The following is a 20,648-nucleotide window of genomic DNA, read 5'->3' on the forward strand; positions in this document are numbered from 1 at the left end:
GGTGTCAAATTTGAGTTGAATGTGGATTTATGGTCTGCCACAGTATAACCGTTCAGATCATATTCTAAGAAAAAAAAAGGTGCGCCGGAGTGCAGAAAGTTCTGCATTGGGCACACCTTTTTGTCTTTATCTAATACGTATTCGTATTATAAAAATAGGTAACAAGCAGCAAGGCCTGTTATTGACATGGTTATGGTGTATGGCAGAGCAAGCCAAACCATCCGGCCATAGGACAGTCTGATGACTGGTGCCAGCGCTGAAGTCAGCAAGAAAAGGAAAGCAGCCTGACCATTTGGCGTTGCCACGCTTGGAATGTTGGTTCCAGTATTAATTGCGACGGCCAGGTGGTCAAAATGCTTTATAACTTCACGTGCTTTGAGGGCAGCTTCCCCCGGCAGCGAAGCTAATACGTCGGCCCGAACAAGTTCCGGATCGGTAAGTTTGGCCATCAGCTCCTGTCCGGTCATGCCAATATTGGGTATCTGTCCCAGCACCTGGACAAAATGCATCTTTGTTTCCGTAATATATACGGTGGCAACAAAGACGTTGTCGGAAATCGCGGATAATAGACCGTTCGCTATATAGTATGCGCCAAGCTGCAGATGACCATGAAGACTGAGAACAAAATGCATGATGGGGTGGAAAAGGTGTTGTTCGTGAATAACGGCAACAATGGAGAAAAAGACAACCAGTAGGGCAGTAAACGGCAGGGCTTCTGTAAACGCATCGCCAAATTGATGTTCGTCGGTAATCCCGTTAAAAGAGGTCAGGAATATGATAACGGATAATCCGATCAGACCCACAGCGGCAAGATGGAAGGCCAGCGCAAGAATCAGCCAGATACCACCAATGGCCTGCATAATAAGTCTGGCCTTGCCTTTGGTTCCCCGTTTTTCTTCCATTTTAACTGCGGTTTCAAGCAGGTGGGAACGGATGTTGCCGGGCATTTCAACACCATAGCCGAACCAGTGTGTTCTTTCCAGGCCATAACAAGTCCCAAGCCCGATGATAAGGACGGGGATGGAGACCGGTGCAACTTCTAGGAAAAACTCAACAAAGTGCCAGCCCATAATGTGGCCGATAAGCAGGTTCTGGGGTTCGCCAACCAGGGTACAGACACCACCCAGAGCGGTACCCACAGCCCCATGCATCATCAAGTTACGCAAGAAAGCCCGAAACTGAACCAGGTCATCCCGTTTTGCCAATTGGCATGAATTATCATCAGTGAGATCATGTTCGCAGGTACTATCTTTTCCCGAGGCATAACGGTGGTATACATTATAAAAACCAAAGGCAACAGCGATGATTACCGCCGTAACCGTTAACGCATCAAGGAAAGCGGACAGAAAAGCGCCGGCAAAACAAAAAAGCAAAGAAATAATAACTTTAGACTGCACCCGCACAAGTATCCTGGTGAAGGTGAACTGCAAAAATTCCTTCATGAAATAGATGCCTGCAACCATAAACATCAAAAGAAGGATAACCTCAAAATTGGCCAGTGCTTCATGGTAAACGGTTTCCGGCTTGGCCAAGCCCATGATAATGGCTTCAATGGCCAAAAGGCCACCCGAAGGCAACGGATAGCATTTCAGTGCCATGGCCAGGGTGAAAATAAATTCCCCAATGAGCACCCAGCCTGTGATAAAAGGGCCGGAAACAATAAGGAGAATGGGGTTGATAATTAGGAACACTATGATAGCAAGCTTGTACCATATGGGTGCATTCCCTAAAAAATTTTTTACAAAGGCGTTGAGCATAATCTGATCCTCACAATTATTAGGAACAACAGGTTATAAGTTTTAAAAATGTTACAGAATATGCCTTCTAACATCTCACCTGCAAAAATTCAACACATTATTCAGTACTGACACAGGAATTTAGGATAAGGCCGGTGGACGCAGATCAACCGGTTTCTTTTATAGGTAAAAGGAGCCGATTAATCTCATTAAAAGTGTCACGCCCTGTTAATTTCCATTTGTTTTACTTCAGTCAGTGCCTTGGATGGTCTGACCGTCGCTTGCCATTGGATCTCCGTATATGTATCCCAATCTTTTCTACTCCCAAGCGTATTTTTCGAATTTAATGTTGTTTGATTTAGTATAAAAATAAAATGATTAGAATTGTTTTTTCAACTAAAAGCGTCTGTATTCCTCTCTTGTCAAATCACGATAAACGGGATAGATTCTTTTTTTAGTCTTAAAAAATATATCTATAATATTACAGAATATTCACAACGTAATGTCACATATATGAAACTTGAGGTCAGAAAGATGGCGATGAAATTTATGAAAGTACGATCTTCAATCATCCTTAAGTTTCGCTTGTTTGAATTTGGGTTTCAGTAGTTTTGGATGCAATTATCCGATTTTTCACTTTGGCCAATTTTGACCAGGTTATGAAGTATCAAACAAATACTGGTGAGTGTAGCATTCTTCCGGCACATCCAGAATCGATAAAATATCTTTTTGTGTCTCGGTCAGCTTGGAGACAAAATATTGCCGGCTTCCATCATGAAGCAGTATTACGCCACATACGACAAATTCAAACATTGCCAACATGTTTTCTGTTTTAGGGTTACGCACATCCCTTTTATTGGGCATGAAATTATCCAAACCTTTATCCCGTTCGGCAATTTTTATTCTGGCCGTTCTTTCCATAAGGACCAAAATTTGAAGTGCTATTTTGAAAAGGAAAAGATAAGCTTCTATTCTATCAGGCGTTTGCAGATAAATCGGTTCGAGATTGTAACCTGACTTTGACCGTTTATAAAGATGCTCCACCTTGTACTGATTTTTATGAGCCAGCATCGCATCTTCTATTGAAAAATCAGAAGCCGGCTTGTTGGTGACGAGTGGATAATAGCCGATTTGATATTGCGCCTTGGTACAGGCGGACTCATTATAATTGAGTTCTATAGAGAAGTGATCTTGATAGACCGCAATTTTTTCTGCATTTTTGGCTGGTCGACCGGGCCGTGCATTTTTATACGTGACCACTGGATCGTTGTGGACAACAAAATCAAAAAACGCCTGTGTCTTATGTTTTTTTAGTATGGCCTGACAAGCCTGCTCAATGCTGTCCTTCGTCTTTAATTTATATGCATTTATTTTTTGGGCGAGTTCATCAAATGCGACTTGGGTTTTAGTGATTCGTTCCAGAAGAGATTTTTTACGGCGGTAAAACAAGCCCTGATCGAAAAGGATGATCATTCTGAAGGTATAACTTTTGTTCTCGTGCTCAAAAGTCAGAGGCACCTCAAACCCCCGATTCATTTGATCTTTGTAAGGAATCAGGGTCTCGTGATCGTGCTTATCCAGTGCTTTGAAAAGAGCTTCTTGATAGGAGGCGTACATGGGCAGAGGACTTAAAAAATATCCTCCGTGATCATTTATGTGCGCCATATTCCCGTGTGTAGCCACCTTGGAATCGCCGGCAAATAAAAAATTTTTCTTTCCCAGCAGGTCAATCAAATGGTGCCACTGTTCCACATAGGTTTCCACATCGGCGGTGTTGCCACTATATGTTTGTTGGAATAAGGGAAAGCTACTGTCAGAACTGGCTGTCATGGACCATACCAATTGTTTCAGGTCTTTGCGGTATTGTTTGCTGTATCCGTATGAGATCTTGATGCTCTGTTCGGATCTATTTTTATTATTCTCGCCGTAAACTTGCGCACAGGTCGTATCGTTATGACAGATTTCTGTCTGAATCTCAAAGGCTTCAATTATATGTCGGGTAATCAGCAGTTCCAGATTACCAATGCCGAATTTGTGAATAGCGTCTAAGGTATCACCCAGCCTATCGTCAAAATATTCATCCGGACTTATGTCAGGGAAAATAACATCCAGGACATTTGATTCCCTGGCAAACTTGCAAACCTTGTAAAGAGACATAACCTGAAAAAGAATGGCGGTGATCATTGCTATACTTGCCTGCCCATGAGTGAGCATTTTACGTCTTGCATCAAGAGGGACGTTCTGGTCAATAATATCAGCGATGCAACATTTGTGAAAATAATGCTGCAAAATCGGGGCAAAACCAATCGGCTTTGTCTCGACATTATTATTGACGTTATCCGCCATAATATTGATTCCAATAACTCATTGGAATCATATAGTATATTGACAAAGAAAAATCTAGTTTTATTTTGAGCGATTATAGTAATTTATGCCAGATTAGAGGTGATTAATATGCTATTATTCCAATTTTTTAGATATTTTCATTGATTATCTCTTATTTTCTAATTATTGAAATTTTATTTTGAACAAGCGAAATTAGAGATCATCCTTTTCGTTTTTGTATTATTATCTGGCGCCTTTGCCTACGCAGGAGATGGCGGTTCGGACTCCCATAGTGCGCTTGTTAATTTTCCGCCAAATTTTGCCGATTACCATGATGCTGATATTCAAGGGGTCCTATCAATTCTTAAACACCGTATCAGTCATACGCCATTTAATCTGGTGGCTTCTTTAATTTTTTTGGCCGCCATTCTACACACCTTTCTCAGCAGTAAATTTCTTTACTACGCACATAAGTGGAAAGCCGAACACCAAAAAGATATTGAAGCAGGAAAGGCTTCGGAAAATTCCACCAAATTTCGTGCAGAGATTTTTCACTTTTTGGGTGAGGTTGAGGTTGTCTTTGGCCTTTGGGCCGTGGTGCTGACTGCTGCAATTGTTCTCTTCTATGACTGGCATACCTTTGTCAGCTATACAAGCGGTGTAAATTACACTGAGCCGATGTTCGTCGTGGTCATCATGACCCTTGCTTCCTCCCGCCCTATTTTGAATTTTTCAGAAAAAATCATGAGCCGTGTTGCATCCATTTTTAAAGGTACATTGGCTGCTTGGTGGCTGACAATCATGACCCTGGGTCCGATCCTCGGCTCATTTATCACTGAACCGGCAGCAATGACAATTTCGGCCATGCTGCTTGCCCGCAAATTTTATGAACTAAAACCGGGTAAGACGCTTAAATACGCCACCATATCCCTTCTTTTTGTCAATATTTCGGTTGGCGGAACCCTCACCCATTTTGCTGCCCCACCGGTTCTTATGGTGGCAGCTCCCTGGGGCTGGAATCTGCCGTTCATGCTCACCACCTTTGGCTGGAAAGCTGTTATTGGTATTATTCTTTCCAACACATTGGTTTTCCTGGTGTTCAAAAAAGAAATTTTCAAGCTTGAAAAGAAATTCAAGCTGTCCATGCTAAAAAGTGAGATCAAGGAAAAACATATTCACAGCGATGCGCTCAAAAAAGATATGAAGATGGCTGAACAGCGGATCGGAAGCGATTTGCATCAAGAATTTCAGAGAATTAAAGACGCTGCTAAAGATTCTACCATGACAACATGTGACATGGATGAAACCGATTGTACTTTGTTGGAAGAGACCTTCGAGCAGGAGTTTGAGGATCTCAAAATTCAACAGATGAGTGTTTCCGTTCCGGGTCTGCTTCCCAGAGACAAAAAGCCAAGGCTCACTGATCCGAACTGGGACGAACGTTCCGGCGATATCCCCGGATGGATTATAGCCGTCCATGTTGCCTTCATGGTTTGGACTATTGTCAATGCGCACTATCCGGCTATTTTCGTTGCCGGAATGCTTTTTTTTATCGGCTTTAGCCATGTTACCTGGCCATTCCAGAATAATATCAACCTGAAGTCTCCGATGCTGGTCGGATTTTTCCTGGGCGGACTGGTTATCCACGGCGGCCTTCAGGGATGGTGGATTGCTCCGGTGCTTGGCAGTCTAGGAGAATTTCCGCTCATGTTGAGCGCTACGGTACTCACAGCCATCAACGACAATGCCGCGATTACCTACCTGAGCACGTTGGTGCCTGGTTTCACCGACAACCTGAAATATGCGGTGGTGGCTGGTGCTGTCACCGGCGGTGGTCTCACCGTTATTGCGAATGCACCGAATCCGGCTGGACAGGCCATTTTGAAAAATTACTTCAATAACGGTATTTCACCCATACTACTGCTGATCTATGCATTGGTGCCTACGATAATTATGGCCCTTTGTTTCCTTTTCCTATGATTAAAAAAAAATAGATGAGGCTAATAATTTCACCGGGCCTGTCTGAGCCTGACGCTGTTTAAGACCGCAGATTAAATAACTTGGACGAAATAGCTTGCCTTTTGGCCCATCTACTTCGTTGTATCAAAGGCCCAATAGGCTTCTTGCTATTCAACCTTTAATACGCCTTGTAGATGAACTAAAATTCGGCGTTATTTCTGCCCAACTTATTTAATCCGCGGTCCTTAATATCAGGGACAGGCAGCGTATTCTTGTCGGTATCCGTGAGGTGTGGGCCTCAGCGTATAGTGAAAGAAGCTATCTGTGGCGGCAAAAATACCTGAGTAACCCAGCCAATGTCTTCCCTTCCATTTTACTTTTGCCCTCGGTGGATGTTCAGCGCTCAGATGGCGTTGACTCGGGGCTTCAGAAAAAACTACCGCTTTTTTTCAAATCTGGATCAAAGCGACTCACTTGCTGTACTTGACATTACGCCCGGTAAGACGTCACGTCTTGCCCTCTGGTAGGTAGCCAACAAGACGGTTTGCCTTGGGCAGTGTCGGCAAACTTGCCATTGCAGCCAGGCTGTTTACGCAGCTTAAAAATATATTCCCGGATGATCCGGAAAAATGACGCAAGCTTTTGAAAAATAGAATCGTGACAGCAGGGCCATGGGTTGAGACCAATCACCATAGTGTGCCGGTGTATGATCCTGCCACCGGCAGGTTTGATAACCGACCCATTCGTCAGGGAGACAGGTTTTCCCTTTACGAGTGGGCGGATCATATGATTTCGGTCAGCGCTAATGCCGCCGCCTCCATGTGGAAGGAGGCGGTCCTTATGCACAGTTTAGGTGATAACTATCCGCCGTCCCCGGATCAGGAGAAAATTTTTTTTGCATCAACCCCCAAGTCGGTGCTTGGCAAAATGGCTGCAACGGTGGTGATCGAGCCCTTTATTCGCGCAGGGATCACGCCCCAGGAGTTTCACCTGGGCAGTTTTTATTTGACCGATTTGGCTTCAACCATCACCTGTATCTCGACATCAGGCCATCGCTTGTCCACAGGCTGGACCGACTGAGGAGCAACAACTTTGCAGTAAACCATGGTGTTTTCCCGGATATTGTCCAGGTAAACCGGTGTGGTGGTGATGTTTTTATAGGATTTTTCGGCGTCTCCGGACGGAACAAAGACCAAAAGAGATTCAGGCACAACCCTGGCTGCGGTCATTCTCAGTCCGTCTGGGATACTGCCCACCAGCTGGGGTTTCACCGGCAGCAATATCCGGCTAAGTTTCGAAATGTTCACCTCAATACTGGCCGGGTCCACGTCAAGAAGCCTGACCCCTTTGGGCAGCCTGAGATTGTCCTGGCTGATGAATACGGTCTGTTTTCCTGCTGCCATTTTCGCAAGGTCGATTTTGACGCCCATTGTCGACGGAGATAGGTCCGCCAAATCCGATCTGCTCCCGCTTAAATGCAGTCTGGCCTCTTTGGCTTTTTCCCCTGTCATCACCACATTTTCCGCCGTAGCCGTGTACTCCACAGGAACAGAGATCACCTTCTCAATCATCTCCCCCTGTCCTGAAATAATCGTCACCCACAGCACCACCGCCACAGCTACGGAGCTCGCAATTTCCAGCCCAATGGTGCGAAAGGAGCCCTTTGTGGATAAAAACTGTTTGAAAATCCCTTCAGCTCTGTAGTGATTCTGGATGGCCGCCACGATGTCGGTTTGCGTTTTAAGCGGAGTCATTTGGCCGTTTTTAAACATGGCGACCTGATGTCGCTCTTCGGATACCACCGCCACCAAAGCGTCTGATTTTTCACTTAAGCCCATGGCCGCATGATGGCGGGTGCCGTAATCGCTAGATAAGCGTTCGTTCTGGGAGACAGGAAGACGAACCCCTAATGCATCAAGCCGTCCGTTTTTAACAATAAGGGCTCCGTCATGCCCCGGGGAGTGGTGGTCAAATATGCTTAAAATTAGTGGAAGGCTGGGCTGGGCTTCCAGTCGAAATCCTGCACTGACCCACTGGGCAATGTTCTCTCTGCCTGGGAAGACTATAATGGCGCCGGTGCCTGATTCGGCCATGCGTACCAGGCTTTCTGCGATCAGCTTAAAAAAACCTGGATCCTGGGGCTTGTCGATCTTTTTGCGGATGGACGCGGCTCTTTCAAACATCTTGCGCAACTCGGGCTGGAACAAAACAATCAGGCTGATTACCGCCACATGGCTGACGTTGCGGTATACCCACTCCACTCCTTTGAGGTCAAGCAGGCTGGCTACCACAAAAAAAAGGGCTGCCACCAGAATACCGGAAACAATTTTCCAGGTACCCAGGCGTAGAAGTGTGCGGTAAAGGAAAAAAAGTCCTGCGGAAATAACCAGAATATCCAGAACGGTTTGCCAGGATAGCTGTTGATATGTCATGGTGTATGTTTCTTACTCCCAAGGGTTAATTAAAGGTTGTCGTCAACCTTAATTTTTTTGCTCATGACGCCGGCCCCCACAAAGGCCGGCACCATCAAAGAGATCGTAGAACGGCTCTGTAAAATGGTCGTTATCAGTCCCCATCCACCAATTGAAAATTTCAATACAGGCCCTAATATCTTCATTGGTCTGCTGCATTGGATCTCCTCTTTGAAAGTAAAATTTATTCCGTGTACGGGCTTAAGTTAACAGACACATTTGTGCATCATATCAACTTTCATGCTCGTACGAAGAGTATGTGCCGGTCTACCCACACAGCCATAACGAAGAATACTTCATTTTCTTGAACAGAACAGAACAAACTGGACCTTTAAACAGACGGGATATCATGTTATTTTCACTTCCGGCCCTGCCCAGTGCAACAGCGGCATAGGCCTTTTTTTCAGTCAGCTTTAAAATTTGCTGGGCAGGATTGCTTGAAACAGGCAATTGCGTTTTGATCCGGTTCAGATCCAGGTTGTTTCTCGATAAAATAAGCCTATATTGATCCATTAAAGATGAATCTAAGAATACATATTCAGGTGCCAGCAGATTAATGCAGTGACTCGTGCTTTTCGCCAAGACAACTCCCACATGATCCGCCATCTGAATAGAGGCGTCAGAACCGTCCAGATACAATAGAACATCGTTGCCGACCGTTTCTGAAGCATTGCACAGCCATAGCGGGAACCCGGTTTTTTTTAAAAGTTTTGCACTCATGCTTTCTTCAAAAGACTGTTCAAGCATGGAAATTCCCCTTCGGCCTAAAGCAACGGCATCATACCCCCCCTTTTCTGCCTCCTGGATAATATCGTCCACCGTTGAAAATTTTGGAGTCAGGGGGTTATAACTCACATTGCTTTTTAAAAAACCTTTTTCCATCAGGATGGCCCCGGCATGTCTAAGGGCCTCTTCTCCTTTTGTCAGCAGGCTGTCTTTCTGATTTTCCAAGCTGTCCCCATCCATAAAATCCTGGGTTGCGGTGTAAAGAAGGGTGGATTTTATATTGGTTTTATCCTGAAAAAAATCACCAACAAAACGTACTCCATCTAGTGCGCTTTTTTGATCTGAGACGGTAATTAAAAAGTTTCTGTCCATTTTTTTCCTTCCTGGTTCAATTCTTATTTAACATTGCCGACAGGCCGTTTGTCGCTGCGGTCCGAAATAACCATAAACGTCTTTCTTAAATTTTTCCGGAAAAGCGTTTTTTCGCCCGGAAGGTTGTACAGATGTGAAAATATTATTTTATAATGAATTCACCTGGTTTTAAAAATTCTTAAATCCGGTACCCGGCATCAAATGGGTATCTTCACCCCAATGACCGGGGAAAACTTTGACAAAACCAGGATTCCCCGATATCAAACAGTCGCCCGTCTTTTAAAAAGATGGTACGGCATTATAATATACAGCTTTTGCTGAAATAAAAGGATTTTCCAGTCCATGTTAGAACAAAATATCCTCATCACAGGCCTTTTCGTAATCCCGTACCTTGATTTTTTAGAAAATAGAGCTGTCGCAGTGCTTCGACACAGATTCCCGGGTCCGGGTGTTCCAGCAGACGGATAAAATTTTCACTGAGCTTTTCGTTGTGGAAACCCGAGATGCGCTGCATCATATTTAAACTTTCCCGGGTATCCCCCCGGAAGAGCATTGCCGATATACTTTGAATGATCTGCTCGTTTTCGGGAATCGGTCCTATGACACGTTAACAAATTTATGCTCTATATCCTGGTCATAAAATTCATAGTTTTATTTTGTGACAGGGTGTATTCAATTGCTTTTTGAAAATTTTTTCATGATTGTATGGAAAGGTCTCCAAAAAATAGGATTCTACAGTCGGAAGTGGCAGATAAAAGATTATGTTCGAGCGACTTCGGATTTTTTCCCTTTGTGCATCCCTTATCATTTTTTTTATGTCCCGAATTTGTGTTGACAAATAGCACGAAAGACCCCGCTTTGGAACAGCTATTTTCGCCCCTTTACCGTTAAGGAAGATCCCTATGATCCGGTCTCTTGTCGGCTATATTTCAACCTGATTTAGTGTCTGAACGAAAACTTGCAATGATTATTCCGCCAAGTAAGGCAGTAATGGGTGCCACCATGACCAAGCCGATACTGCCGATCAAGGTTCGCATGATTTCAGCGGACACGATTTTCAGGTTGATCATGCGCATGAAGCTTGGGTCTTTAACCCTGAAAATCATCAATAGCGTCAAGTATCCCCCTGAATAGGCTAAAAGCAGTGTAGTTGTCATGGTTCCGATCACCTGGCGCCCCACTGTAAATCCGGATTTTATCAATTCCTTTGCACTGATATTGGTTTTTTTTATTCTTATTTCATCCATGGACGCGGCAATATCCATGGCAATGTCCATGGCTGCTCCCGAAGCCCCAAGTATGATGGCGGAATAAAAAATCTGGCGGATGTCAAGATTGTAGTACCCGGAAAAGATAAGCGCATTCACATAGGGTTGGGTCATTCCTAAAAGCCCTGCCTCTTTTCCGAATACAAGTGTGGCGCATAAAGTTACGGCAAGGCCTGCAATGGTGCCTAAAAATGCGGTTAGGCCTTTTCGGTTTAATCCGGCTATCATAAAAATGATGATTGCTGACAGCAGGATAAGGGTAAAGGTGGTCATGATCAAAGGCGGATAACCGGCAAGAATCTGTTTGACCAGAATTTCCCAGATAATGAAAATGGACAGAACAAAAGAGATAAGGGCCTTGACCCCGACAGCACCGGCATAGAGCAGCAAGGCAATAGTAAAAACGATAAACATGGACAAAAGACTGTTTTGACGGTAAAGGTCAATTGCTTTGACATGCTCGATTTTACCGTCTTTATCCATGATGACTGCTGCAATGATGGTATCATTGACATGATATAGATTTTCAAGATCAATCTGGCCGTTAAGACTGTTGGTTGCCTGGGTTTTCACCCCCTTGAACCGTGTGTTTAAAATTTGAATACCAAGGGTTTGAAAACCTATGTGAGACAGACCGAATGTATGGACTTCGGAATCATCAACAGCCATTACCCTGGCTTTGACTTCCATGGTGGATGGATCCATGGCAGGTTCCCGGGCCCAAAAGTAAAGAGAAATGGCTGCCATGAGTGTGGCCAAAGCCAAAATCGAGAAGATAAAAGATTTATTCATAGCAGATGCAAGGTGGTTTCATTGTAAAAAATATTCGTTTAATCTTAAGCCTAAGTTTATAGATTGAACCCTAGGGTCTGGGCCATTGCTTTTGCAATTTGTGTATTGTCCTTGTACCCACCAAACCGGCCAGCATACGAACCTGTGGCAGACATGGGGATCATGGTGGCGGTGTGGATGGTGGTGGTCCAGTTGATATTGGCCCGGGTGGACAGAATGTGCGCAGCTGTCAATGCCGCCGGGTTAAGTTTATAATACCCAAGTGTTTCTCCGGCATCGGCTGACGCCATGGCTTTATTCAGACTTGCCGCTTCGGTATCATTCAAGTTGCCCAGCCCGTAATTTTCTGCAAGGTATTTAAGGTACGCCGCCTTATCACCTTTGTACTGGCCGGCTCCATTATTAAGGGTGTCTTCCACGGAAACATGGACATTGTTAAGGGCAGCCATGTTCAGCTTGTAACCCATGCCGTCCATACCAAGTCCCATGCCACCGGTTTCATGATCACCAACCACAACGATCAAGGTTTCGTTTTTATGGCTTTTGTAGAATTCACAGGCTGTTTTAACGGCATCATCAAAGGCAAGTATATCCCAGATTACCCCTGTGGGATCATTGGCATGGGCCGCATGGTCTATCCTGCCGCCTTCCACCATTAAAAAAAAGCCTTTGTCGCCTTTGGCCAGTACATCAATAGCCGCTTTTGTCATGGCCTCAATCGAAGGTACCTCTTTGTACTGGTTCCTCCGCTCAACCTCATAGGGCATATGGGTATAAGTGAAGGCCGCAAATACTTTGTCTTTTTGCGTAAAATCAGTACGGCTGAACGCTTGGGCCCCCTTCATGCCAATGTAGGTTGTGTAGCCGTCCTCTTTAAACCCTTTTATAAGGTCTTTTTCATCCTTGCGTTTGGACTTGATGGTGCTGCCGATGGCATCACCATTGTCAATTTTCATGGATTCCGGAATAAAATGGCGGATACCGCCGCCTGCAAAGAAATCAACACCCGAATTCAGAAGATCATCGGCAATCTCATTCTCATTATTTCTGGAAATATTGTGGGCTGCAAAGGCCGCCGGTGTGGCATGGGTCAGGCGGGTGGTGGTGACTATGCCGGTTTTCATGCCATGATTCCTTGCTTCTTCGGTCAGGGTTTTGACATTGGTGCCGTTAACATCCTTTCCAATGACCCCTTTATTGGTTTTAACGCCGGAAGCCAAAGCGGTTGCAGCGGCAGCTGAATCTGTGATCAGCGAGTCTGCACAATACGTCGTATTGATGCCTGCAACTTCAAGAGTGTTCATGACCAATCGGCTGTCCGGGTTCTTGAGCTGATCCTGAAGGAAAAATTCACTGAACTAGCGCTGGGCAGCGCCTAATCCATCGCCGATGAAATAAAATACGTACTTGGGTTGTTCGGCCAGAACCGGTGCCGCCATGAAGAGCAGAACCAGGCTGACAGCCAGAATAGATTTGATTTGTTTGAAAAACTGCATGGATCTTTCTCCTTGATACTTATTAAACTTTTTGGGAAAACTGACGCAGATAAACTATTTCATTGGGGTTAAGAGCGTTTGTGAAATTTATTAAAAAATTGTTAGATCAAAGGTATGTCCCTAATATAAAAAAAGGCCGCAATTCCGTCTTTACGGGTGTTGCGGCCTTTAAGTGTTTTGATCTAATAAGACGGTATTATTGATGCACCTTATTTATTCTTCCACCGGCATCAACGTGGCCGGATCCAGCAAAAAAGTTTGCTCCGTTCTATTTCCGTCCTTAAGTACAATCGCTTGGATTTTATTTTCCTCGGGAACAAGGAATACGGCCCTGTTAAACAGAATGTCGTAATTTTCCAGCTGAACCGGATATCCGTTTTGGTTAAGTGGTTCTTCCCTGTGAATTTTCATGGAAAACCAGGTGCAGAGGCCGAAATCCTCTTGAAGCTGTTTTAAATCAGAAAGCATACCTGAAAGGTCGGTATCAAAATCAAGTCCGTCAATGATCATCAGGGTGGGCAGGGTAAGATCCGCCTTTTTAAAGCTGTTCAGATAATCTCTGATTTTGTCCACATTAAATGTGGACTCGTTGTATGCAATACCTGTTTTGTGATGTTGTATCTCATCCCACAGACGTTCGGCAATCTGGGCGTCAACATAACCGATACTGTCGATAAGACTGGCGTAGCCTTCATTATATCTTATGGTTATTTTCTCTATAGTGTCACATAAGCTGATGTGAAGTACTTTTTCGTCACAAAGCAGACGTGTCAGGGCAATTTGAACCAGAAATCCGGTTTTGCCGACACCGGCCCGGGAAAGTACGGCACCGAATTGACCATTCGTAATATTTTCGGAACCAATAGTTTTTTCTGCCGGACTTCTTAAAATGAGGTCATTTTTAAGCATGTTTCCTCTCTTCTTATATCAAAAAGGTCTTATTTGTTTTTGGCTGCTCTTTCTTCGGCTTTTTTCTTGGAAATTTCTTCTGCCACGGACAGGGGGGCCTGTTTATACGAAGAAAATTCCATTGTGAATTGGGCCTTGCCCTGGGTGGCAGATCTTAAAATTGTTGAAAAGCCGAACATGTCGGACAGTGGAACCTGGGATTCGATGACTGACATCACCCCTTCCTCCTGGGAACCCTGGATGATGCCGCGCCGCTGGTTAATCAACCCCATGCAGGCACCCTGGAACTCATTGGGGGTTTCAATCACCACCTTCATAATCGGTTCCATGATAACAGGCTTTGCTTTGTTGTAAGCCTCAAGAAAACCGCCGCGGGCTGCTGACTGAAATGCCATCTCAGATGAGTCAACGGCATGGTAGGCACCGTCTTCTAAGGTGATCTTGATGCCGGTTACCGGGAACTCAAGGGACGGGCCCTTTACAAGGCAGCCCACAAAGCCTTTTTCACAGGCCGGAATATACTGGGTGGGGATGCGACCGCCGGTGACCTTGTTCACAAATTCAAATTCTTCTTCACTGGGTTCCATAAACCCTGACACGCGTCCGAACTGACCTGCGCCACCGGTCTGTTTTTTATGGGTGTAGTTGAAAGGTGCTTTCCGGGTAATGGTTTCCCTGTAAGCCACCCTGGGCTGGCCTGTGACAACCTCGGCATTGTATTCGCGCTTCATGCGCTCCACATATACTTCTAAATGAAGTTCCCCCATGCCCTGAATAATGGTGTCTCCGGTTTCATGATCCACGTAGGTCTTGAATGTGGGATCTTCCTTGGTAAACCGGTTCAGGGCTTTGGACATGTTGATTTGGGCTTTGTTGTCTTTGGGCGTAATGGATAAAGAGATAACCGGGTCCATGACGTGCATGGCCAGCATGGAGTAGTTGACATCCGGTGAAACAAAGGTATCACCCGATGCACAGTCAATGCCGAACATGGCCCCAATATGACCGGCCGGGACAGCGTCCACATCTTCTGTCTGGTTAGAATGCATGCGGATGAGGCGCCCAATTTTAACCTTTTTATGGTCCCTGGCATTGATCAGGGTGTCTCCTTTTTTAACACAGCCCTGGTAGACACGGATGTAGGTCAGCTGACCATACTGGCCATCTTCCAGTTTAAAGGCCAGCGCTACGGCAGGCTTATCAAAATCGCTTTCAAGAACAACGGTTTCTTCGTTATTATCCAGATCAATGGCCTCATTTCTAATATCCAGAGGGCAGGGCAGGTAATCAATAACAGCATTCAGCAGGGGCTGGACCCCTTTGTTTTTGTAGGCTGAACCCAGAAAAACCGGGGTCATCTCCCGGGCAATGGTACCGGTCCTGACTGCGGACATGATCATCTCTTCGGTAATTTCAGTTTCCCCAAGAACAGCGTCCGTCAGTTCTTCGGAGAACAGAGACACAGCATCAAGCATCTCTTCTCTGGCGGCATCAGCATCATCTTGCAGCTCTGCAGGAATTTGGGCTTCCACCATTTTTTCCCCGTTGTCACCTTCAAAATAATAGGCTTTCATTTTCACAAGGTCGATAATGCCCTCATGTTTATCTTCAAGGCCTATGGGAAGTTGCAGCATCACGGAGTTATGGCCGAGTTTGTCTTTAAGCTGCTTGCAGACTTTAAGCGGGTTGGCACCTGAACGGTCGCATTTATTGACAAACGCAATGCAGGGGACTTGGTAACGCTTCATCTGCTGGTCAACGGTAATGGACTGGGACTGCACTCCGGATACCGAGCAAAGGATGAGAACGACACCGTCCAGAACCCGCAAGGACCGTTCCACCTCCACGGTGAAATCCACATGGCCGGGCGTATCAATGATGTTAACGGCATGCTTGTTCCATTCGCAATGGGTGGCCGCAGAAGCAATGGTAATGCCCCTTTCCTTCTCCAGTTCCATGGAATCCATGACCGCGCCCGTGCCGTCTTTTCCCCGGACTTCGTTGATTTTATGGATTCGGTTGGTATAAAAAAGAATCCGTTCAGTAAGCGTAGTTTTACCGGAATCAATATGGGCACTGATTCCAATATTTCTTACCCGTTTAAGATCTCTGATCATTTTGTTTTGTCCTTAAAAATAAAAAAATCCTTTGAAACAAATAATAAGCGCGACCATTGCCCCGGGCGCAGCCGTTATGTTTCATTACTATAGTTTTATTATGATCTTGTTAAATTATCCTAAGAATGTAAATTATCAAATAAAATAGAAAGAGATCTAATACATTATTTTTTAAATAAAATCAAATATAATTGCACTTTTTATTGTTGAATTTCAGGAAGACAGGTTATAGTGTTTACCGAAAATTTTTCGTTATATGGAAAGGGTGGGGTCAATCAGGGTGCATTTAAAAAAAAATAAAAAACAGTGGGTTGCATATACAACAAATGAATGAATTTTGCCATTGCCTTGAAAAGGGTGCTGATGCCCTTGGGTTGAGTTTGTCACCGGACCAGACGGTTTTGCTGGCAGCCCATGCCAGGCAGTTGCAGCTTTGGAATGCCAAAATGAATTTGACCGCCATAACCGATATACAGCTTGTGGCTTATAAACATTTTGTGGATGCGTTGGCTGCGGCCAGGTTTCTGGATCGGTCTGCACGGATCATGGATATTGGTTCTGGTGCGGGATTTCCTGCCGTTCCCATGAAAGTAATCCGCCCGGATTTTGATATCACCATGGTGGATGCGGTGAGAAAAAAGGTCAGCTTTCTAAATCATGTGGTACGCACCTTGAAACTTGCCAACATCCGTGCTTTGCATGCAAGGGTTGAAGACCTTGTCAAAGATCCCGGGCATTTTCAAATGTATGATGCCGTGACCGCCAGAGGCTTTGCCGATCTTGGAAAACTTGCAGCACTTGCCGGTCCCATGCTGGTATCCGGCGGCAGGATTTATGCCTTGAAAGGGGCGCATGCCTTGGAAGAGATTACGCCTGAACTTGCGACGCAGTTTCATATTACACATAAATCTTATACCCTGCCCTTTGTGGATGCCCAACGGTTTGTGGTTATTCTTGAGGCCCTTTAGATCCATGCGTGAGCACTGTAAATTCCGCTAAATTCTTGACTTTTGCCTTTGCTGCCATTACAAAGAAAAGTTCGATAATAACAGTCACTGGCTGATTTGGTCTATCAACAATAGACTCACCCACAAGGAACATGACAGTACTTCAGTAAGTTATTTTGACTTTGATATAAAAGACTTAAAACCGAATTCGAAAGGCAAAAGGAATTTAGGAATAATGGATTATAAAAAAACACTGAACCTGCCTTCTACCAAATTTGCAATGAAGGCCAACCTGCCCCAGCGCGAACCTGAGATGATCAAAGCCTGGGAGCAGAAAAAAATTTATAAAAAACTGCGGGAACAATCCAAGGACAAGCCCCTTTTTATTCTCCATGACGGTCCTCCCTATGCCAACGGCCATCTTCACATGGGCCATGCCATCAACAAGATATTAAAGGATATTATCATCCGATCCCGGCAGATGTGCGGTTTTAACGCACCGTATGTTCCGGGCTGGGACTGCCACGGTCTGCCCATTGAGCACAATGTGGACAAAAAGCTGGGCAAAAAGAAAAAGGACATGACACCGGTGCAGGTGCGCCGGGAATGCCGGGCCTATGCAGCATCCTTTGTGGATATCCAGAGAGAAGAGTTTAAACGCTTCGGGGTTGCAGGGGAGTGGGATGAGCCTTACTTAACTATGAACTATCCCTATGAAGCACGCATTGCCAAAGAGTGCGGAGAATTCGGCCTGTCAGGGGATATGTTTCTGGGCAAAAAACCCATCTACTGGTGCTGCAATTGTCAGACCGCTCTGGCTGAAGCTGAAATTGAGTACCACGATCATACCTCCCCATCCATCTATGTCAAATTTCCTGTAAAGGACAATATTCAAGATCTTTTTGATGCAGACGGGGAAACAGTCTCGGTTGTTATCTGGACGACTACGCCATGGACTTTGCCTGCCAACCTGGGTGTCTGCCTGCATCCTGATTTTATTTATGCGGCGGTTAAAACACAAAATCAGGGCATTTTGATCATGGCCAAGGAACTTGTGGAAAATGTAATGGGTGAATTTGGGATAGCAGATTATTCCATTATTGCCGAACTGTCTGCAAAGGACCTTGAAAACCGTAATTGCCGTCATCCTTTTTATGACAGAAATTCTTTGATTATCCTGGGGGATCACGTCACACTTGAGGCCGGAACCGGCTGTGTTCATACCGCTCCGGGCCACGGTGCCGATGACCATGTTGCAGGTAATCGCTATGGCCTGGACTGTTATTCGCCTGTGGAGGATAACGGCACATTTTCCAAAGGGGTTGAGCTGTTTGAGGGCCAGTTTATTTTTAAGGCCAATGCTGAAATTAATAAAACCCTGGAAGAAAAAGGGGCGTTGCTGAAGCAGGAAAATATGTCCCATTCCTATCCCCACTGCTGGCGCTGTAAAAAGCCGGTTATTTATCGGGCCACACCCCAGTGGTTTATCTCCATGGACAACCTGGGGCTGCGGCAAAAAGCCCTTGATGAAATCAACAATGTTCATTGGATTCCGTCCTGGGGCAGGGAGCGTATTTATTCCATGATTGAACACCGGCCGGATTGGTGTCTGTCCCGCCAGCGCTCCTGGGGGGTTCCCATTCCTGTATTTCACTGCACCAAGTGCAAAAAGGTATATGTAACCCGGGAGTCCGTGGATCGTATCCATAAACTTTTCACTGAATTTTCTTCGGACATCTGGTTTGAAAAGGATGCCCAATTTCTAATGCCTGATGGTGCGGTATGCGATGACTGCGGCTCAACAACGTTTACCAAAGACCAGAATATCCTTGATGTGTGGTTTGATTCAGGTGTCAGCCATGCCGCCGTGTTAGAGGAAAGAGAAGGGTTGCAACGCCCTGCGGACATGTACCTTGAAGGCTCTGATCAGCATCGCGGCTGGTTTCATTCTTCACTTCTGACCGCTGTGGGCAGAACCGGCCATGCGCCGTATAAGGCCGTGTTGACCCACGGATTTGTGGTGGATGAAAAGGGTCATAAAATGTCCAAATCCGTGGGCAATGTTGTGGCCCCGGACAAGGTGATCAAACAGTACGGCGCCGACGTGCTAAGACTTTGGGCGGCTTCAGCTGATTACCGCGGGGATGTCAGCATTTCCGATAATATCATTAAGCAGCTCTCGGATGCCTACAGACGGATCAGAAACACCTGTCGGTTTCTTTTGGGCAACTTCACCGGGTTTGACCCCTCCCAGCTCCGGCCCATTGAAAATATGGCAGAGCTGGACCGATTCATTCTTCATCGCCTGCATTATGTGGTAAAACGGTGCCGGGCCGCTTATGATGCCTATGAATTTCATGTGATCTATCACACCCTTCATAATTTTTGCGTGGTGGATCTCTCCTCCTTTTATCTGGATATTATCAAGGACCGTGTTTACACAAGCCCTGAAAATTCAGATACCCGTAAAGATGCCCAGACGGTTATGTTCATGATACTGGATGCCCTGGTAAAAATCATGGCGCCAATCCTGCCCTTTACGGCCGAAGAAATTTATACCCACATGCCCCTGGGTGACACTAAAAAAGAAAGTGTCCACATGGAGGATATGGTCAGCCTTGGGGATACCCTTGAGGACAAGGACCTTGCAGCCAAGTGGGAAAATATCCGGGCATTGCGGGCAGAAGTGACCAAGGCCCTGGAAGAGGCACGAGCTGCCAAACTCATCGGTCATCCCCTGGATGCAGCTATTGAAATTAAACTGCCCCAAGGTGACCTTGAAGCCCAGGTGGCATCCCTGGGTGGTGATCTCAACGACATTTTTATCGTGTCCCAAGCCCGGGTGGTGGATACCCTTGACGGGGATATCTACCAGGGCAAGGAGATTGAGGGCCTGGCTATAAAGGTGGCAAAGGCATCTGGTGAAAAATGTGAACGGTGCTGGCGGTTTGATGAACACCTGGGAACTGATCCGGATCATCCCTGTACCTGTCCCCGTTGCACCCAGGCCCTTAAAACCATTCTGGACTGATGGCTGGTTTTTTAACACCCATGCGGCGGCTTGCCCTGGTGAGTCTCTGTGTTCTTTTGCTGGACCAGATCACCAAATGGCTTATTGTAAGACATTTGCCGCTGTACACCCATATTACGGTGATTGATCATTTTTTTAACATCACCCATATACTTAATCCCGGGGGGGCATTCGGTTTTTTTGCCGAACAGTCCCCCGGGATCAGAAAATTTATTTTTTTATTTTTATCCTCCGGGGTTGCCCTGTTCGTACTCTGGCTTTACCGAAAAACAGCCGAATCCCATATTTTTTTATCCTATGGCCTGGCCCTGATCTTCGGTGGTGCTATAGGAAATCTGATTGACCGTTTCCGGTTTGGAAAAGTGGTTGATTTCCTGGATTTTTATGCCGGTGCACTTCACTGGCCGGCATTTAATGTTGCAGATTCAGCAATCACCATTGGGATGGGCATATTAATTTACCACGTAGTATTCAACAAACTGCCTGAAATATAAGGGGT

General features: G+C 45.5%; 15 protein-coding genes and 1 pseudogene. 5 read left to right on the forward strand and 11 right to left on the reverse strand.

All coding sequences use genetic code 11. The annotated features are described in order from the left end of the window. Positions 1-146: 146 nt before the first annotated feature. Positions 147-1,757, reverse strand: a complete 1,611-nt coding sequence (nhaB, locus tag EYB58_RS16880) for a sodium/proton antiporter NhaB (protein ID WP_111960070.1) — start codon at positions 1,755-1,757, stop codon at positions 147-149. A gap of 636 nt (positions 1,758-2,393) precedes the next feature. Next, the gene (locus tag EYB58_RS16885) at positions 2,394-4,082 is read right to left on the reverse strand and encodes an IS1634 family transposase (RefSeq protein WP_131072011.1); all 1,689 of its coding nucleotides are present in this window, start codon (positions 4,080-4,082) and stop codon (positions 2,394-2,396) included. 165 nt (positions 4,083-4,247) lie between these two features. Here EYB58_RS16885 and EYB58_RS16890 point away from each other — a divergent pair, with 165 nt between their 5' ends. Together EYB58_RS16890 and EYB58_RS16895 are read left to right on the forward strand one after the other, a co-directional pair. Further along, a complete protein-coding gene (locus EYB58_RS16890; protein ID WP_111960066.1) occupies positions 4,248-6,041 on the forward strand; it encodes a putative Na+/H+ antiporter in 1,794 nt (597 codons plus the stop codon). 621 nt (positions 6,042-6,662) lie between these two features. Then, entirely contained in the window at positions 6,663-7,100 is a 438-nt protein-coding gene (locus EYB58_RS16895) for a hypothetical protein (RefSeq protein WP_131072099.1), read from the forward strand. On the opposite strand, the gene EYB58_RS16900 is transcribed toward EYB58_RS16895, so the two are convergent. The 9 genes and pseudogenes from EYB58_RS16900 to fusA form a co-directional block, all read right to left on the reverse strand. Further along, positions 7,022-8,452 (reverse strand): diadenylate cyclase, encoded by a 1,431-nt coding sequence (locus EYB58_RS16900; protein WP_111960060.1) that lies wholly within the window; start codon positions 8,450-8,452, stop codon positions 7,022-7,024. The two genes, EYB58_RS16895 and EYB58_RS16900, sit on opposite strands and share 79 nt — an antisense overlap. Before the next feature lie 48 nt (positions 8,453-8,500). Next, the gene (locus EYB58_RS23305) at positions 8,501-8,650 is read right to left on the reverse strand and encodes a hypothetical protein (protein ID WP_163354611.1); all 150 of its coding nucleotides are present in this window, start codon (positions 8,648-8,650) and stop codon (positions 8,501-8,503) included. 108 nt (positions 8,651-8,758) lie between these two features. Beyond that, entirely contained in the window at positions 8,759-9,589 is an 831-nt protein-coding gene (locus EYB58_RS16905; protein WP_111960058.1) for a universal stress protein, read from the reverse strand. A gap of 364 nt (positions 9,590-9,953) precedes the next feature. Beyond that, positions 9,954-10,106 carry a hypothetical protein gene (locus EYB58_RS23310; protein ID WP_163354609.1) on the reverse strand — a complete coding sequence of 51 codons (153 nt, stop codon included), beginning with the start codon at positions 10,104-10,106 and terminating at the stop codon, positions 9,954-9,956. A 412-nt stretch (positions 10,107-10,518) separates the two neighbouring features. Continuing rightward, positions 10,519-11,649, reverse strand: coding sequence for a YibE/F family protein (locus tag EYB58_RS16910; RefSeq protein WP_111960054.1), 1,131 nt, complete (start codon positions 11,647-11,649; stop codon positions 10,519-10,521). A gap of 56 nt (positions 11,650-11,705) precedes the next feature. Beyond that, positions 11,706-12,968 (reverse strand): annotated as a pseudogene (locus EYB58_RS16915) (alkaline phosphatase); the annotation flags it as partial. A 39-nt stretch (positions 12,969-13,007) separates the two neighbouring features. Further along, positions 13,008-13,145, reverse strand: a complete 138-nt coding sequence (locus EYB58_RS23570; protein ID WP_207309076.1) for a hypothetical protein — start codon at positions 13,143-13,145, stop codon at positions 13,008-13,010. 213 nt (positions 13,146-13,358) lie between these two features. Continuing rightward, positions 13,359-14,054 carry a hypothetical protein gene (locus tag EYB58_RS16920; protein ID WP_111960052.1) on the reverse strand — a complete coding sequence of 232 codons (696 nt, stop codon included), beginning with the start codon at positions 14,052-14,054 and terminating at the stop codon, positions 13,359-13,361. A 29-nt stretch (positions 14,055-14,083) separates the two neighbouring features. After that, on the reverse strand, positions 14,084-16,171 hold the full coding sequence (gene fusA / locus EYB58_RS16925) for an elongation factor G (protein WP_111960048.1): 2,088 nt from the start codon (positions 16,169-16,171) through the stop codon (positions 14,084-14,086). A 326-nt stretch (positions 16,172-16,497) separates the two neighbouring features. Between fusA and rsmG the strand changes: the two genes are divergently transcribed. The 3 genes from rsmG (at position 16,498) to lspA (ending at position 20,643) form a co-directional block, all read left to right on the forward strand. Continuing rightward, positions 16,498-17,139 carry a 16S rRNA (guanine(527)-N(7))-methyltransferase RsmG gene (gene rsmG, locus EYB58_RS16930; RefSeq protein ID WP_111960046.1) on the forward strand — a complete coding sequence of 214 codons (642 nt, stop codon included), beginning with the start codon at positions 16,498-16,500 and terminating at the stop codon, positions 17,137-17,139. 214 nt (positions 17,140-17,353) lie between these two features. Continuing rightward, positions 17,354-20,149 (forward strand): isoleucine--tRNA ligase, encoded by a 2,796-nt coding sequence (gene ileS, locus EYB58_RS16935; RefSeq protein WP_111960044.1) that lies wholly within the window; start codon positions 17,354-17,356, stop codon positions 20,147-20,149. Continuing rightward, the gene (gene lspA, locus EYB58_RS16940; RefSeq protein ID WP_111960043.1) at positions 20,149-20,643 is read left to right on the forward strand and encodes a signal peptidase II; all 495 of its coding nucleotides are present in this window, start codon (positions 20,149-20,151) and stop codon (positions 20,641-20,643) included. The genes ileS and lspA overlap by 1 nt, the downstream gene beginning before the upstream one ends. Positions 20,644-20,648: the final 5 nt, after the last annotated feature.

The organism is Desulfobacter hydrogenophilus (assembly GCF_004319545.1).
Lineage (GTDB): Bacteria > Desulfobacterota > Desulfobacteria > Desulfobacterales > Desulfobacteraceae > Desulfobacter > Desulfobacter hydrogenophilus.